Below are 16425 nucleotides of genomic sequence, written 5' to 3'. Positions count from 1 at the left end.
ATTAACTAATTATGCCGACGATCGAACAATTAGAACCCGCTAATAAGGCCGATGTGTTAGTATATATGCCCTACTATGCCAAGGACAAACATAGTATGCTGCCCTATGCGATCGCTTTGTATCAGGGAGGATATTTAGAAGGTCGTCGTCGCATAGAAAATAGTGAAGGGATTCCCTTTGTCGCCTCTTGGTATGTATCAAAATTGCCCTCGGAGTTAACCCGTTGTCGTTTACAATTTGAAGGACAGGCCGACCTAAGCTATGAGATGACAATTATTAACGCCGAGTTGATCGAATATCTAATCGGTGCAATTAAAACCTTTAAGCAGCTAGGTTCGGCCGACTTTTCGCAGGGATTTTATCGGAAACTGCTGCGATTTGAAGGATAAAAATCGAGATTGTACGGGTTAAAAGGAGCAAATCGTGGCGAAATCAGCCAAATCTATACTTATCTCTTCCCTGGAACCCCTCAGTGGTAAATCGGGAACTGTCGTCGGTTTAGCGCATCTATTGCGACAAAAAGGACTAGAGATAAGTTACGGCAAACCAGTGGGCAATTGTCCGGGCTACGTCGATGGGCAATTGGTCGATGAGGATGTAGAATTTATTCGGCAATTACTAGAATTATCCCCCGAGCAGCTGCGTTTACCAGTGATTTACACAGATGTGGATTCCGTTGCTAAACGTCTACAAGGTGCAGATAAACAGGACTACGGCAATATTCTTGCTGGTTATCTCGATCGAGTTAACAGTGATATTACCCTCCTCGAAGGGCCGGGGACTCTCTGGGAAGGGAGTATTTTTCAGCTGTCGATGGGGGAGATGGCCAAAATTCTCCAGACTCCGATCCTATTGGTGGCCCGCTATAGTTCTCCCCTGATTGCCGAGAGTCTGCTGAAAGCAAGAGAGGAATTAAATAATCAGCTGCTGGGGGTAGTGATTAGTGATATCCCGGCCGATGATTGGGAGGAAGTACAATCTCTCCTGAAACCCTATTTGGCCGGCCAAGGAGTGGAAGTTTTAGGACTGTTACCCGCTAGTAAACTGCTGCGTAGTATTAGTGTTCGGGAAATTGTCCATCTTTTGGGGGCAAAAGTATTATGTCGGCCCGATCGTTTAGATTGGATGGTAGAAAGTTTAGCGATCGGGGCAATGAATGTCAACGCCGCTCTAGAATATTTTCGCAAGGGGGAAAATATGGCCGTGATCACGGGCGGCGATCGCACAGATCTCCAGTTAGCTGCCCTAGAAACTTCTACCACCTGTTTGATCTTAACCGGTTCCATCTCTCCGGAGCCCCTGATTCTGGGCCGGGCCGAGGATTTAGAAGTACCGATTCTCTCGGTAAATTTAGATACTCTCACCACCGTGGAAATCGTCGATCAGGCCTTCGGCAAGATACGCTTACAGGAACAGGTAAAAGTCGCTTGTATTCGACAATTAATGGAGGAACATTTCCAAATCGATCGCCTGTTAGAAAAGTTAACAATAGGGGCGTAATTTCTCCCCAGCTGCCCAGAATTTCATGGGAAATCACTTCATGACTCCATCATCCCCCCCTGTGTCCCCTTCGGTCAAAGAAAATGACTGGAGCTTACTATTAAGATTACTTCCCTACGCAAAAAAGCAAAAAGCCCTGCTATTTTGGTCATTAATACTTCTTTTTCCCCTATCTCTGACGGGGGCGATCCAACCCTTAATTATTGGTCAAGCGGTCTCGCTTTTGCAAAAGGAACAAACTTGGGATTTTTTGGCTCAAATGCCCTTAACGGCAGCCATTAACACCTTAATTATTATCCTGTCGGCTGCGATTATTTTACGACTGATTTTAGGGACAATGCAAGGTTATCTAGTGCAGAAAGTCGGTCAGTCCATTACTGCTAATGTCCGGGAAGATTTATTTAGCCATGTCACCTCCCTTTCCTCTAGTTTTTTTGATCGCTCTCCCGTGGGACGTTTAGTCACCCGTTTAACCAGCGATGTGGAAGCATTAGGAGAAGTTTTTGCTAGTGGGGCGATCGGAGTTGTCAGTGATTTAGTCTATATTTTAGTTATCATCATCACCATGTTTACCCTGCAATGGCAATTAGCCCTATTGTTGGTGTTGATGTTATTTCCTGTCACTGCTTTAATTATCTTTTTTCAAAAACAATACCGCAGGGCTAACTATCAGGTACGCGAGGAATTATCAAAACTTAATGCCCAATTACAGGAAAATGTAGTCGGAGTTAATATTGTTCAATTATTTCGCCGCGAACGCTTTAACGCTGAAATGTTTCGCGCTATCAATACTCACTATCGTCAATCCCTAGATAAAACAATTTTTTATGATTCGGCCGTCTCAGCTACTTTAGAATGGATCGGATTAATTGCCGTGGCAGGAGTATTATGGTTAGGCGGTATTTTTATTCTCCAGAAAACCATTGATTTTGGCGTTTTATCAGCTTTTATTTTATTCTCCCAACGTCTCTTTAATCCCCTGCGTCAGTTTGCGGAAAAATTTACCATGTTTCAAGCGGGTTTTACTGCTATCGAACGCATTGGGGAATTAATTAGTATTCCTATTGAAATTACAGATTCTAACAATTATAAAGAGATTTCTTTCCCAGAAAAACTTAAAACTGGCGAGATTATTTTTGAAAATGTTTGGTTTGGTTATAAACCGGATGAATATATTATCAAAGGTCTCAATTTTACTATTAATCCGGGGGAAAAAGTCGCTTTAGTCGGTCCGACTGGTGCGGGAAAAAGTTCGATTATTCGTCTTCTCTGTCGTCTTTACGAACCAAGTAAGGGCAGAATTCTAGTGGATGGTATCGATATCCGTTATCTTCCCCAAGGGGAATTAAGACGTTATATCGGTGTGATTCTCCAAGAAACTTTTCTCTTTGCTGGGGATGTTACTCGCAATATTACTTTAGGAGAAAATTATGATTTTGAGCAGGTGAAGGCAGCGGCTAAATTAACTAATATCGATCATTTTATCGAGGAGTTACCCGATGGTTATCATACCCGTTTACGCGAACGGGGCGCAAATTTGTCGGGAGGACAAAAACAATTACTCGCTTTTGCGAGAGTCGCTATTCGTAACCCAGAAATTTTAGTTTTAGATGAAGCTACTGCTAGTTTAGACGTGGGGACAGAAGTATTAATTCAAGAAGCTTTAGAACAGATTTTAGTCGATCGTACTGCTATTATTATCGCCCATCGTCTCTCCACTATTCGCAATGTCGATCGAATTCTTGTGCTGAAACGCGGGGAATTAGTCGAATCGGGAACCCATGAAGATTTATTAACCAAAGACGGCCTCTATGCTAGTTTATCGAAAATTTGGGTTTAAAAGCCCGAAGTTCGAGCATTTGTATTAAATTTTCCCATTCTTTTGCAAATAATCGACTAATGCCCATAATCCTAAGCGATAACTTTCGGCCCCAAAACCGCTAATCTGTCCGATAGCTATATCGGCAATGTAGGAATGATGACGAAAAGACTCGCGCTTGTAAATATTGCTTAAGTGTACTTCCACACAGGCAATTTTTGTGCCTAAGATTGCGTCGCGGATGGCGATACTGGTATGAGTATAAGCTGCTGCATTAATCAAAATACCGTCATGCTGACCCCATGCTTGCTGAATCCAGTCCACTAATTGCCCTTCCTGATTGGACTGGTGCGCGGTTAAATTCACCCCTAAACGGGTAGCTTCTTCGCTTAAAAACTGGTTAATCGCTTCTAAATTGACGTTACCGTAGAGATTCGGCTCTCTTTTCCCCAATAGGTTTAAATTCGGCCCGTGTAAAACCAGAATGCTTAGTTTATTCACCACTGTCCTCCCTATGATCACCAGAATTAATCTTATCTCGATCAGGGATTATTGCCTATCAACAGCATTTTTGCCGCTACGGTAATCAGACTAAATCCAGTTATTAAAAACTGATTATTTATTCTCCGTTTTGCAGGAGTGCCTCTCCTGATATGTAGCCCATACTCCACGGATTTAGTATTGCTTCCGATTTTATCACTCAATCCAAGCTTTTGGGGGGTTCTACCCCCCAAACCCCCCGTTGGGGGCGTGGCGCCGCCCCCAAACCCCCCGCGCATTAGTTTTTCGGTGGGATGCTTACACGCAGCTGCTGACGCATCTGTAATAATACTAAATTCGGTTATTAAAAACTGATTATTTATTCCCCCTTTTGCCTCTTGCCTTCTGCCTCTTGGCTCTCCTGATATGTAGCCTATGCTCAACGGATTTAGTATAATTTAAGAGTCACTCCCCTTGCAGGAGTGCATCTCCTGATATGTAGCCCATACTCATTGGACTTGCTCCAGGACTATCGCTATATTTGATCAGTGCAGCGGGATGGCAAGGAAGCAGCGATCGCCGATAAATTGCTAGGGAGGGGAATCCTTGATCATGCACCCCCTGTGCGACAATATATCGAGTTTGCCCTTGGCTAAAACCATTAATTGATGACCTTACCCATACAAGTTTTACCCCAAGACGTAATCGATTTAATTGCCGCAGGAGAGGTAATCGACTCTTTAGGTGCTGTGGTGCGGGAATTAGTCGAAAATGCCGTTGATGCGGGGGCAGATAGGATTACCATCGATATATCTCCCCAAAATTGGCGAATACAAGTATCGGATAACGGTAGAGGAATGTCTAGAGAAGATTTGCAACTGTGTAGCTATGCCCACAGTACCAGCAAAATCCGCCAACGGGACGATCTTTGGCAGATTACCAGTCTCGGATTCCGTGGTGAAGCTTTGCACAGTATCGCACAGGTGGCGCGTCTGCGGGTTGCCAGTCGTCATGACGATGATTTAGGTTGTTATTGTCTTTACAATCACCGGGGCGAGCCGGATAATTTAGAAACGATTCCTATCGCTATCGGCACTATCGTCACGGTAGAGCATCTCTTTGGTAACTTTCCCGTCCGTCGTCAAGCTTTACCGTCAATTAACAAACAATTAAAGGATATACAGACTTTAATTCATAATTTTGCTCTCTGTCATCCCCAAATTACTTGGCAGGTTTTCCAAGATCATCAAGATTGGTTACGCATCAGTCCGGGTAAGGATGCCAGTCAAATATTACCGCAATTAGTTAAATCTCTGCATTTTAACGATTTAGCATCCCTAAAACTTGACTTAACGACTCCTGACGCAGAATTGGCTCAAATTGAATTAGTCATCGGTTTGCCCGATCGCATTTCTCGCCATCAACCGGATTGGGTTAAAATTGCTGTTAATGGGCGAATGGTGCGCTCATCGGAGTTAGAACAGGCAATATTTAAAGCTTTCGCTCGCACAGTCCCTAAAGATCGCTATCCCGTTTGTTTTCTCCATCTACATCTTAACCCCCGTTCGATCGATTGGAATCGTCACCCAGCCAAAGCGGAAATATACCTGCATAACCTCATTTTTTGGCAAGAACAGATAATTTCAGCCATAGACAAGGCTTTAGGACTAAATCCCGAACATATACCCGAAAAAGCGCAAAATCAGCGCGTCAGTCAAATTCTCAAGGCTGCCGAAGAAAAAAGCACCTATACAATAGGGGAAAAATCCGGGAAAAATGGGCTGGAATTAAAGGCATTAGCCCAAATTCACCAAACTTATATAGTTGCCGAACATCCTAACGGATTATGGTTAGTGGAACAACATATTGCCCATGAGCGGGTTTTGTACGAACGTTTAGAGGATAACTGGGAAATCGTGCCGTTAGATACTCCGATCATCTTAAATCAGTTAACTACTCGACAAGTCGAACAATTACAACGTTTAGGATTAGAAGTTGCTAGTTTTGGCGATCGTTCTTGGGCTATTCGTAGTATTCCTGTTCTACTAAAAGAGCGCGAGGATCGGGCCGATGCTTTACTAGAATTAAGTTTAGGGGGCGATTTACAAACCGCTCAGGTGGCTACCGCTTGCCGTAGTGCGATCCGCAATGGTACAGCTTTAAGTTTAGAAGAAATGCAGAATTTACTCGATGATTGGCAAAATACTCGTAATCCCCGCACTTGTCCCCACGGAAGACCGATTTACTTATCCTTAGAAGAAACCTCGCTCGCTCGCTTCTTCCGTCGTCATTGGGTAATCGGCAAAAGTCACGGCATTTAATCAGTTATCAGTTATCAGGATTCAGGAGTCAGGATTCAGGAGTCAGGATTCAGGAGATTATTTTTATTTAGGGTTGGCTGAATAAATCTAAAAACCTTGTTGGATAAGGTTTTTAGACTTTTTTCCCTCAAAAAGTGCCGACCATTGGAGTGATCAGGGGGAAAATTCAGGTGCTTTTTCCCCGAAAATTAGGTAATTGACCTCCTCAAAATCGGTAAAACCCTACACCCTACACCCTACACCCACCAGCAAACTTTTTCAGCAGACCCTATTTATTCTCCTCTCCCTTCTCCCATAGGGTTAGATGCGTCATCAGACGCATCCTCTCTGTTTAGGTTTTCTTACATTTTGCTGAGAATACGCTGGACTATATCCATTCCTGTGAAGGCTTGCCAGCCAAAAAGACCTAAAATGACGGCATTAAGGGTAATATGGGTGATTCTAGCCAATTCATTGCCTTTTTGCATTAAAGGTACTAAAGCGGCGCTGATTGAGATTAAACCCACCATCCCTAAACCGGCCAGCAGATGGGGACCGACAAATAATTTACCGTTATTAATATAAGTCACCGCCATAGCCCCGATCGTCCCCAACACCATTAAAGCGAGGATGAGGGAGCCAATTTGATAGTGTTTAGTGCGAAAATCCTTGGGCAATAATTGTTTTTTTAGGTCTTTATCTGCTGTCCGCGTCCGTCGCCATTGTAGCCCCGAATAGAGGGCATAGATAGTTAATCCTAATAAAATCCACATGAGAATGGGATGGCCAAATTGTGACCAAGTTTTTACGGCACTGGGAATCTCGAAGTTCATAGTTGTCTGTTCTCATCAAAGATCGCTTCTTAATAAAAATTAACATGAATCGCTCGCGCTTCCCTGTTTTCTGGGTCACTGGACCTGTCATACTAAATTCCGTTTAAAAGCTATAGGAGAGGGGGGTGTGGGGTGTGGGGTGTTGGGTGTAGGGAGAGATAACTAGAGCTTTTGTACTAAAATACTTAATACGCAGTTTAAATGCAGTACAGCTTACTATCGCTATTATATTTAGTTGACAAGAGGCTCCGAATACGATAGTATTCAATCATGAAACAACAAATTATCGACTTATTTTCTGGTGCGGGTGGATTGACCACGGGATTTCATTTAGCTGGTTTTGAATCTATCTGTGCAATTGATGTAAATGCGAAAGCATTAGCAACCTATCAACATAATTATCCTAAAACACGCACTTTTCAGGAAGACATCCGCAAAGTTAATCCATCAGAACTGCGCTTATACTTAGGTTTACAAAGAGAAGAATTAACCGCCCTTATCGGGGGTCCACCCTGTCAAGGATTTTCACGAAATATCCCGGCTGGGTATCGCTATCTTAATGATTCTCGCAATCATTTATATAAGTCTTTCTTAGGATTTGTTCAAGAGTTTCGTCCTCTTCATGTAGTCATGGAAAATGTTCCTGAAATTTTGAAAGCTTATGGCGGTATCATCAGAGATGAAATTGTAGCACATTTAGAATCTTGGGGTTATCAAGTAGTTACTACTTCCCTAAACGCCGCTTATTATGGAGTGCCACAAACTCGCTCAAGAGCCTTTTTTTTAGCTAGTCTAGATCGTTTACCATCCCTTCCCCAAGCAACTCATTCTGGTGATATCAGAAGTGATTATAAAGCTGTAAAATCTTGGACACAGCTTACTTTACTAGAACCAAATATTGCCCCAGTTACTACTGTTAAAGATGCCATTAGTGATTTACCTACTTTAGAAGCAGGACAAGCTTATGATCACGAAATTTATACTAGGGAACCCGAGACCATATATCAACAGAAGATGCGTGAGCAAAGTCAAAAAATTGTTAATCACATTGCCCGTGCTTTAACACCAATTCAAATGTCAAGAGTGCAAATTCTGGCGGAAGGACAAGATGCGAGAGATTTACCTGCTGAATTAGCACCGAAAAAACACTATAGCGGGGCCTATGGTCGACTTTCTTGGGATAAACCAGCAAGAACAATTACAAGGTGGTTTTTTCATCCCGGTTCTGGCAGATTTTTTCATCCGACGCAGAATCGGACAATCACAATTCGTGAAGCAGCAAGATTACATTCTTATCCCGATCATTTTCACTTTTTAGGGACTTATACTGATATGGCCTCTCAAATTGGAGAATCTGTGCCACCACTGTTAGGCAAAGTGGTAGCAGACTCTATGGGACAAAATCTTGAGTATTAGTTTGGGTTTGTAGCGCTGCAAAAATTGTCTCCACATATCGATCTATTGTCAGACGAGTTCTCTCAATTTTCAGACGAATAGCGGCAGCGGGGATTGTTCTGCTTCTAAACAACTGTTTCTGATTTTTGTACCAAACTAACTGAGTTTTGCCAGCGATGCTTCCCTGTAAACCTGCCCCTACTTCTCCAGTTTTTTTATCTATTGCCCATGCCCAAGAAAAAACATTAGGATCAAGAGGATTAAGGGGGTATTCACAGTAAACATATTCATTGCCCTCTCGGTTTTTTAGCAATATTCCCTCATAGCTGTTGATGACATTTTGAGCAGTTTGACTGGAGTGAATCTTCTCGTTCCAGTGTTGAATAATGGCGGTTCCCAGTTGTACGGGGGAAGATTGCAGATTCAAAGAGGGAACCCCAAGTTGAATGGCTTTTTTGATAATATCTGCTCGTTGAATTACGAACAAAAAGGTATTATCTGTAGTTAAACTATTCATTTGTAGAGATTTGAGCGACCAACCACTGGCAGTTTTACTGTCCACTGCATCGTAGAGTAGTTTGCTTCTGCCTAGGGCAGGATCGGATAAAGGAATATTCTTGATATAATGAAAAATTGCTTCCCAGCTATAATCCTCGATCGAGCCAATCAATGGTGAGGCAATTGCGGCTAGAATGGCCTGCTTTAGTCTTTTAGTCTCGTCGTTCGTTAACACTTAGGGATTCCTCTACGGAAGAAAAAAATTCACTCATCCTCAGACCTAAAGCATTAGTAATATGACTAAGCACTCTCACCGATGGACTTTTTAATCCTCGCTCTAGTTGACTTATGTAAGTTCTATGCAGACCTGTTACTTCCGCCAAATACTCTTGCGACCACCCTTTTTCTTGGCGATAACGCTGTAGCTCTCGTCCTAAAATTTGCTCTAGTTGACCAGATTGCATAACCTGAATTCTAGTCTTTTGTATACCAAAGTTCTACAGACTAAAGTATTCAATGTCTCAGTGCCGAACAGAAACAGATAAATCAACCAAGGTCGATCGCAAATCGCTATGATAGAATATTGGGTCTTTAATTTCCGTCCCCTCCCCCTCTTATGAAACTGCCTGTCGTCGCTATTATCGGTCGTCCCAATGTGGGCAAATCTACCCTCGTCAATCGTATCGCTGGAGATCAACAGGCGATCGTTTTTGATCAACCCGGGATTACCAGAGATCGCACCTATCAACCAGCTTTCTGGTGCGATCGAGATTTTCAAATTGTCGATACAGGAGGGCTAGTTTTTAACGATGACAGCGAATTTCTCCCTTTAATCCGCGAACAGGCTTTAATCGCCCTAGCAGAGGCAAGTGTGGCGATTTTTGTCGTCGATGGCCAGGCAGGAATTACCGCCGGCGATCGAGAAATTGCCGCTTGGTTACGACAGCAAAATGTGCCGATACTTTTGGCAGTTAATAAATGTGAATCGGTGGAACAGGGTATCCTGCAAGCGACGGAATTCTGGGAATTAGCCATCGGTGAACCCTTCCCCATCTCGGCCATTCACGGTTCAGGTACAGGTGAACTACTTGATACTCTGATTAAATATTTGCCACCCGGGGCGGAAATTCCCGAAAATGAAGAGATTAAAGTGGCAATTATCGGTCGTCCTAACGTGGGTAAATCCAGTCTTCTCAATGCTTTAACCGGACAGCAACGGGCGATCGTTAGTCCGATTTCGGGAACCACCAGAGACTCGATCGATACTTTAATTGAACGAGAAGGACAGGTGTATCGGTTAATTGACACCGCCGGTATTCGCCGTAAGAAGAATGTGGACTATGGAGCCGAATTTTTCAGCATTAACCGTGCTTTTAAGGCAATTCGCCGGTCTGACGTGGTGCTATTCGTCATCGATGTGCTAGATGGTGTCACCGAACAGGATTTAAAATTAGCGGGGCGAATCATTGAAGAAGGGCGTGCGGTGGTGCTAGTGGTCAATAAATGGGATGCGGTGGAGAAAGACACCTACACCATCAATACTTATACCAAAATGCTCCAAGATCGGCTGTATTTTATGGATTGGGCAGAAATGATCTTTGTCAGCGCCATGACGGGGCAAAGAGTCACTAAAATCCTCGAATTAGTCGATATTGCCGCCGAATCTCACCGTCGTCGCGTCAGTACCTCGGTAATCAACGATGTGATCGAAGATGCGGTTAAATGGCACAATCCCCCCACCACCAGGGGCGGAAAACAGGGGAAACTATACTATGGCACGCAAGTATCGAGTCAACCCCCCACGATCGCCCTTTTTGTTAACGATCCCCAGCGCTTTAATGATAACTATCGCCGTTACATCGAAGGGCAATTCCGGCAACAGTTAGGCTTTAAAGGAACCCCGATCCGCTTAATCTGGCGCGGCAAACCGGCGCGAGAAGTGGAAAAAACGGTTAATAGAGCCACCAAGGTCTAATTTATGGATTTATTGCGAAGTTTGCCCATCGGTCTTTATCTCGATCAACCGATTACCCGACTACATCAACTGGATGCACGGGTAAAATTTATCTGGTTAATGGCTTTTTTAGCAGCACCTTTATTGGCTAATCCTTGGTGGCGTTTAGCTTTGGTGGGATTGTTAATGTTTTTAACCCTGCTTGCACCTATTCCCCCCCGCGTCTGGCGGCAACAGATGGGCTGGCTGATATTTTTGGCGATTATCGTCTTTCTGATTACTGCTATCACTCCCGATGGTTTAGCGGTGAGTATTCAGCCGCGTTTACCGGAGGAAGGGCTGAATTTACCGCCAGCAAGTGATTATCAGTATGTTTTATGGGATAGAGGCCGTTTATTTGTTACCCGACGTTCTTTGGAATTAGCAGTGAGAATTAGTACGTTAGTTTTTACTTTAATTTATAGCACTAATCTCTTTTTGTTGACGACGGCCCCGGAAGAAATTACCGAAGGGTTAGAGAATTTAATGAGTCCTTTACGGCGATTTAATGTGCCGGTGACGGAAATTTCTCTGACTCTTACCCTGTCTTTGCGCTTTATTCCTCTGGTTTTAGAAGAAGTGCAAAATCTAGCCAGGGCAGTGCGAACTAGGGCGATAGATTGGCAAAAATTAGGGATTAAAAGAAGTTTAAATGTCTGGTTAACAGTAGTGGAAAAATTACTAGATAATTTGCTTTTACGCGCGGAACAAATAGCGATCGCTATGGAGGTTCGCGGTTTTACCAGTCCCAATCAGCATCAAGTGCGCTGGCACCAATTACAGTTAAGATGGGCTGATTTTATCGCTTTATTTTTGTTAATTCCCTTTTGGGCAGCCCGATTAGTTTGGGGTGGTTTATAGCAGTTATCAGTTATCAGTTCACTCATTACTGTTCACTGTTCACTGAAAATACTTCCCATTGCCCTTGATTGACTGGGTTTTAGCCTACTTGTGTCTTGAAATACTTCCTTTGCTGTCTGAAATCACACAAGTCCTGATATAAAGACTGTATGATCATAGTCGGAGTAAATTACATTGTGGCGATTGCTTCCCGGCTCTAATCTAGACTGTATCGGGATTTGTCATCGCTAATTGTAATGGTGATCTTTGACAGCCAATGATTTTTTAAGTCTGTTAGCACGCTATGTCTATTCTAAATCAAGAAAATCCTCAGCTAAAAACTCTCAGCCTGTTTCAAAAATACCAAAAAACAGGGGATAATAAGTTATATTATCGGATAAAGGTAGAGGCTAGTACACTGTCTGTCACAACTAAAGAAAAAAGGTATTAGCCTTGCAAATTAGGGCATTCTCAAAACCGACAGGCTCAAGAATAACAACGAAGGGAAAAGGGTTCTTCTGGTTTCTCTGTGAAAACGAGGTCTATACTGATAGTCTCTTCGGCAAAATAGTCCTAAAAGTATTGCCCGATAAGCATTTCACGATTCCCTAAGCAAAAACGATTACACAAAGTCGAGAAGAGCCGCAATTTCCTACTAAAGATAGATATTTAAACACATCAAAAATACTATTTATAAAGGTAAGTTACAGCGTTTCTTATCAGGATGGAGTATGACGGGATTTGGCATTGGGCAAGGCGCATCTAATTTTTGTAAATCCACTAAGTTGGGATTTTTAAAGGGAAACTCCCCGCTAAAATTGGGTGTTAATTCTAATTTTATCACTCAATCCAAGCCTTTGGGCGGTTCTACCTCCCCTAAACCCCCCCCTCCGTGGACGAAGTGCCTCCCCCGAACGCCAAATTAGATCGGTTGTATTATTTTTTCCGGGAAATGCTTACAAGCAGTTGTTGAGGTGTTTGTAATCATTTCAGGGTCACTGATAATTGCTGATTGTCGATGTTCCTGCAAATCTCCGATGCACCCATTTGGCATCATCTCCAGAGGACTGCTACTGTTCCGACGTTCCCCAAAACTAGAGATTTCCTCCCTAACCATCAAGATAACCGCTATAGCTACAGCAACTAACAACTAAACAACTATGATCAATCCAGATATTCGCCATAGTGCCTATTCACCCTCATTCACGACTAAACAGCATCCGCGAAAAGTAAATCAGCAATTAGAAGCCCGAATGAGGCAAAACAATCAGGAGTTAGCAGAGGGATTACAAAAGCTACAATCCTACCCAGAAAAGCAGACTTTAGCTGTAGAAGTGGCAAATGTGGGACTATGGGATTGGGATCTAACCACTGCCCCAGAATACCCCCCCCTAGACGGGGAAAAACTAGCAGACCTAATCCAGGGCGCTTGTACTCCCTACAAAAAAGAATATATAAGACCCGATGGTAATATAGTTCCCGTGATCATGGGTTACGATTTGGTAGCTACAAAAAGAGGGGAAATGGTGGCGATTCCCCTTAATTTAATCCCTGTTAAAGATACAGGGCTACAAATGCAGATTTTGAATGCGACTTTGACTAAAATTAGCCAACTTTTAGTCAAAAGAAACCAAGAATTAGAAAGTTTTGCCTATGTGGTTTCCCACGATTTGAAAGCACCTTTACGAGCGATCGCCAATCTTTCCCAGTGGCTAGAAGAAGACTTAGAAGAAAATCTCACCGAAGAGACGCGCCACAATCTGCGGCTACTTCAGCGGCGAGTTTATCGTCTCAAAACCATGATTGAAGGTTTGTTAGACTATTCTCGCATCGGTTTAAATTCTCTACCAGAAGAAACGGTAAACCTGACAGAATTAATCGAGGAAATTATCGCAAGTTTAGCAGTACCTCCTGATTTTACTATCGAAGTCAAGTCACCTTTACCAACTCTTGTCACTAAACGTTTATTGTTATCTCAAGTATTTTCTAATCTAATTAGTAACGCCATTAAACACCATCAGGGCCATCAAGGACACGTTGAAATTCAAGCTATCGATCGAGGTGATTATTACGAGTTTAGCGTCAAAGATGATGGGCCGGGTATCGCCCCCGAACATCAAGAAAAAATTTTCCAGGTTTTCCAGATACTAAATTCGCGAGATCAAAAAGAAAATACAGGGATAGGTCTATCAATTGTCAAAAAAATTCTTGATAATCAAGGAGGGAGAATTTGGATAGAATCCCAAGCAGGTGAAGGGGCAACTTTTTATTTTACTTGGCATAAAAATTATCCTAGTTAAACCCCAACTAAGTGGAGAAACGTGGTTTTTCCTCCTCTGTTTTAAAATGAGTTTTGACCCATAAGCTCTCAGCTAAAACCAGAGGAAAAGTGCCAATTCAGACTTGAATTGGCGTATTTTTAATTCAGAATCAGCACAATTACTGGATAGATGTTGTAATTTCTTTCCAGGTAATTATCTGATCGGGATTTCTTTCATAATCATCAACTTAAAAAGATTTAATCGTGTTTAAAGATTCGGTAACGTGAGCTTTAAAATCTAACATAGAATCAAAAATATGTCTGACGATTCCCTCTTTATCAATGATATAGGTAACTCGTCCGGGGAGGACGAATAAGGTAGAGGGAACACCGAATAATTTCCGCACTCGGTTATCGCTATCACTTAAAAGAGTGAAGGGAAGATTATATTTTTGGGCAAATTGTTGATGAGATTGGGGACTATCGGCACTAATACCAATAACTTCCGCACCCGCATCGGTAAACACTTCATAACTATCGCGGAAAGCGCAGGATTCTGCGGTACAACCCGGAGTGTCATCTTTGGGATAGAAATAAATTACTAGGGATTTTTTACCGATTAAATCGCCGATATTAACCGTTGCCCCTGTTTGGGAAGGGAGAGAAAAATTGGGAACTTGATCGCCTACTTTTATAGCTGCCATAAGATTAATTAATCGATAGATAATTGTGGATAGGTTGATACTTTACATTCTAACCTTTTTTGGCCTTTTGTTTAGCGCGTTTAGCGGCAGCTTTGGCCGCTTTTTCCGCTTCAATGCGTTTTTGTTCGGCTTTTTGTTTTTCTTCGTCTAGTTTTTCTAGATAATAGTGATAATCTCCAGCATAGGCAATTAATTCGCCATCCCGAATCTCGACAATTTTGTTAGCTACCTGGGAGATAAAATAACGATCATGGGAAACAATTAAAACCGTGCCTTCATAAACTTTTAAAGCCGATTCTAACATTTCCTTGGCGGGAATATCGAGGTGATTGGTGGGTTCATCGAGAATTAATAAGTTAGCGGGAGCAAGTAACATCTTGGCTAAAGCAAGACGCGCTTTTTCCCCACCACTCAAAGATTCTACTTTTTTTAATACCGTTTCCCCACTGAATAAAAATCGCCCTAAAAGACTGCGAACTTCCACATCTTTCCAATCGGGAACTTCATCATGAATGGTATTTAAAACAGTTTTAGTTAGGTCTAAAGCTTCCGCTTGGTTCTGCTCAAAATAACTAGGAATAACGTTATGTTTACCGATTTCGATCGAGCCTTCTGTGGGTGGTTCTAAACCAACAATTAAGCGTAAAAGCGTCGATTTTCCCGCCCCATTCGGACCTAAAAACGCTACTCGATCGCCCCTTTCTATTTCCAGATTTGCTCCCAAAAAGAGAATTTTATCATCGTAAATGTGAACAAGATTTTTGATAGTTACCACTTCTCGACCACTACGCACTGCTGGAGGAAACTGGAATTTTAAGGTACGCACATCGGCGATTGGTGCTTCAATTTTTTCTACCTTTTCTAATTGTTTTTCCCGGCTTTTTGCTTGGGTGCTACGGGTGGCACTGGCCCGGAACCGATCCACGAAAGCCTGCTGTTTTTCTAGTTCTTTTTGTTGACGTTCGTAGGCACTTAACTGAGCGGATTGTTGTTCGTATTTTTGCTGTAGGTAGGCAGAATAATTACCTAAATAAGTGGTAGAAACTCCCCTTTCAGTTTCGACAATTTTGGTACAGAGGCGATCGAGAAATTCCCGGTCGTGGGACACTATGACCATGGGAGTGGTTAAATCCTTGAGGAATTTTTCTAACCATTCAATGGTTTCTAAGTCTAAATGGTTAGTGGGTTCATCGAGGAGTAAAATATCGGGAGTTTGTAGGAGAATTTTGCCTAAACTCATCCGCATTTGCCAACCACCACTAAAGGAACTTACCAAGCGATCGCCGTCATCAATAGTAAAGCCCATTTCTGGTAAAATTTTCTCGATGCGTGCTTCTAATCCGTAACCATCTAACCCTTCAAATTGTCTTTGTAAGCGATCCAATTGATGAATTAAGCGATCTAATTCTTCAGGATCGGCTTTTTCCATGTGCTGGGGAATTTCTATTAGTTGATGGTGGACTTGATTCGCTTCTTGAAACACCGTCCAAAATTCCTCGCGTACCGTCCGACGGGGATCCACTTCAAATTCTTGGGTAAGATAGCCGATATGGAGACTGGTAGGACGGATGATCTCTCCGGCGGTGGGTTCCACTTCCCCCATAATAATCTTTAGTTGGGTGGATTTTCCGGCCCCATTGACTCCCACCAACCCGATGCGATCGCCAGTTTTTACTTCCCAAGTGACATCTTTTAACACTTCTCCCGTCGGGTAAATCTTACTAATTCTCTCTAGTCGTAGCATCGCTGATTTTTCTCCAGTCCTAGGCCGGTGAGGCAGTCCGCCTTTATTGTAACATTTAG

General features: G+C 42.7%; 14 protein-coding genes and 1 pseudogene. 9 read left to right on the top strand and 6 right to left on the bottom strand.

Annotated elements, in window-relative coordinates:
- Positions 1-11 precede the first annotated feature (11 nt).
- The 3 genes from ebsA to N0824_RS01960 are packed head-to-tail and all read left to right on the top strand — an operon-like array spanning position 12 to position 3340.
- Complete coding sequence (gene ebsA / locus N0824_RS01970; RefSeq protein ID WP_046661344.1) at positions 12-389, top strand: type IV pilus biogenesis protein EbsA; 378 nt, start codon at positions 12-14, stop codon at positions 387-389.
- A gap of 34 nt (positions 390-423) precedes the next feature.
- On the top strand, positions 424-1500 hold the full coding sequence (locus N0824_RS01965) for a phosphotransacetylase family protein (protein ID WP_108935499.1): 1077 nt from the start codon (positions 424-426) through the stop codon (positions 1498-1500).
- A gap of 40 nt (positions 1501-1540) precedes the next feature.
- Entirely contained in the window at positions 1541-3340 is a 1800-nt protein-coding gene (locus N0824_RS01960) for an ABC transporter ATP-binding protein (protein ID WP_108935498.1), read from the top strand.
- 24 nt (positions 3341-3364) lie between these two features.
- Here the strand turns inward: N0824_RS01960 and aroQ are convergent, their stop codons facing one another.
- The gene (gene aroQ / locus N0824_RS01955; protein WP_108935527.1) at positions 3365-3820 is read right to left on the bottom strand and encodes a type II 3-dehydroquinate dehydratase; all 456 of its coding nucleotides are present in this window, start codon (positions 3818-3820) and stop codon (positions 3365-3367) included.
- 647 nt (positions 3821-4467) lie between these two features.
- Between aroQ and mutL the strand changes: the two genes are divergently transcribed.
- On the top strand, positions 4468-6120 hold the full coding sequence (mutL, locus tag N0824_RS01950; protein ID WP_108935497.1) for a DNA mismatch repair endonuclease MutL: 1653 nt from the start codon (positions 4468-4470) through the stop codon (positions 6118-6120).
- A 341-nt stretch (positions 6121-6461) separates the two neighbouring features.
- On the opposite strand, the gene N0824_RS01945 is transcribed toward mutL, so the two are convergent.
- Positions 6462-6932: a DUF4079 domain-containing protein gene (locus tag N0824_RS01945; protein ID WP_108935496.1), complete on the bottom strand. Its 471-nt coding sequence runs from the start codon at positions 6930-6932 to the stop codon at positions 6462-6464.
- A gap of 270 nt (positions 6933-7202) precedes the next feature.
- Between N0824_RS01945 and N0824_RS01940 the strand changes: the two genes are divergently transcribed.
- Positions 7203-8348 (top strand): DNA cytosine methyltransferase, encoded by a 1146-nt coding sequence (locus N0824_RS01940; RefSeq protein ID WP_002794406.1) that lies wholly within the window; start codon positions 7203-7205, stop codon positions 8346-8348.
- Here the strand turns inward: N0824_RS01940 and N0824_RS01935 are convergent.
- Together N0824_RS01935 and N0824_RS01930 are read right to left on the bottom strand one after the other, a co-directional pair.
- Entirely contained in the window at positions 8323-9060 is a 738-nt protein-coding gene (locus tag N0824_RS01935) for a hypothetical protein (protein WP_002794405.1), read from the bottom strand. The two genes, N0824_RS01940 and N0824_RS01935, sit on opposite strands and share 26 nt — an antisense overlap.
- A complete protein-coding gene (locus tag N0824_RS01930) occupies positions 9038-9289 on the bottom strand; it encodes a helix-turn-helix domain-containing protein (RefSeq protein ID WP_002794404.1) in 252 nt (83 codons plus the stop codon). Before N0824_RS01930 ends, N0824_RS01935 begins: the two co-directional genes overlap by 23 nt.
- Positions 9290-9441: 152 nt before the next feature.
- On the opposite strand from N0824_RS01930, the gene der reads away from it, so the two are divergent.
- The 4 genes and pseudogenes from der to N0824_RS01905 all read left to right on the top strand — a co-directional run bounded on the left by der (position 9442) and on the right by N0824_RS01905 (position 13958).
- Complete coding sequence (der, locus tag N0824_RS01925) at positions 9442-10800, top strand: ribosome biogenesis GTPase Der (protein ID WP_108935495.1); 1359 nt, start codon at positions 9442-9444, stop codon at positions 10798-10800.
- Between the two features lie 3 nt (positions 10801-10803).
- Complete coding sequence (locus N0824_RS01920) at positions 10804-11679, top strand: energy-coupling factor transporter transmembrane protein EcfT (protein ID WP_046661350.1); 876 nt, start codon at positions 10804-10806, stop codon at positions 11677-11679.
- Between the two features lie 283 nt (positions 11680-11962).
- Positions 11963-12046 (top strand): annotated as a pseudogene (locus tag N0824_RS21685) (RNA polymerase sigma factor SigF); the annotation flags it as partial.
- A gap of 772 nt (positions 12047-12818) precedes the next feature.
- On the top strand, positions 12819-13958 hold the full coding sequence (locus N0824_RS01905; protein ID WP_108935493.1) for an ATP-binding protein: 1140 nt from the start codon (positions 12819-12821) through the stop codon (positions 13956-13958).
- A 208-nt stretch (positions 13959-14166) separates the two neighbouring features.
- Here the strand turns inward: N0824_RS01905 and N0824_RS01900 are convergent, their stop codons facing one another.
- Both N0824_RS01900 and N0824_RS01895 read right to left on the bottom strand, forming a co-directional pair.
- On the bottom strand, positions 14167-14622 hold the full coding sequence (locus N0824_RS01900; protein WP_108935492.1) for a peroxiredoxin: 456 nt from the start codon (positions 14620-14622) through the stop codon (positions 14167-14169).
- A 49-nt stretch (positions 14623-14671) separates the two neighbouring features.
- Positions 14672-16366, bottom strand: a complete 1695-nt coding sequence (locus N0824_RS01895) for an ABC-F family ATP-binding cassette domain-containing protein (RefSeq protein WP_108935491.1) — start codon at positions 16364-16366, stop codon at positions 14672-14674.
- Positions 16367-16425: the final 59 nt, after the last annotated feature.

The sequence above is a fragment of the Microcystis sp. 0824 genome, from assembly GCF_003112475.1.
GTDB lineage: Bacteria > Cyanobacteriota > Cyanobacteriia > Cyanobacteriales > Microcystaceae > Microcystis > Microcystis aeruginosa_C.
The sequence above is the reverse complement of the archived record's forward strand: the minus strand, read 5'-3'. Positions and strand labels throughout refer to the sequence as shown.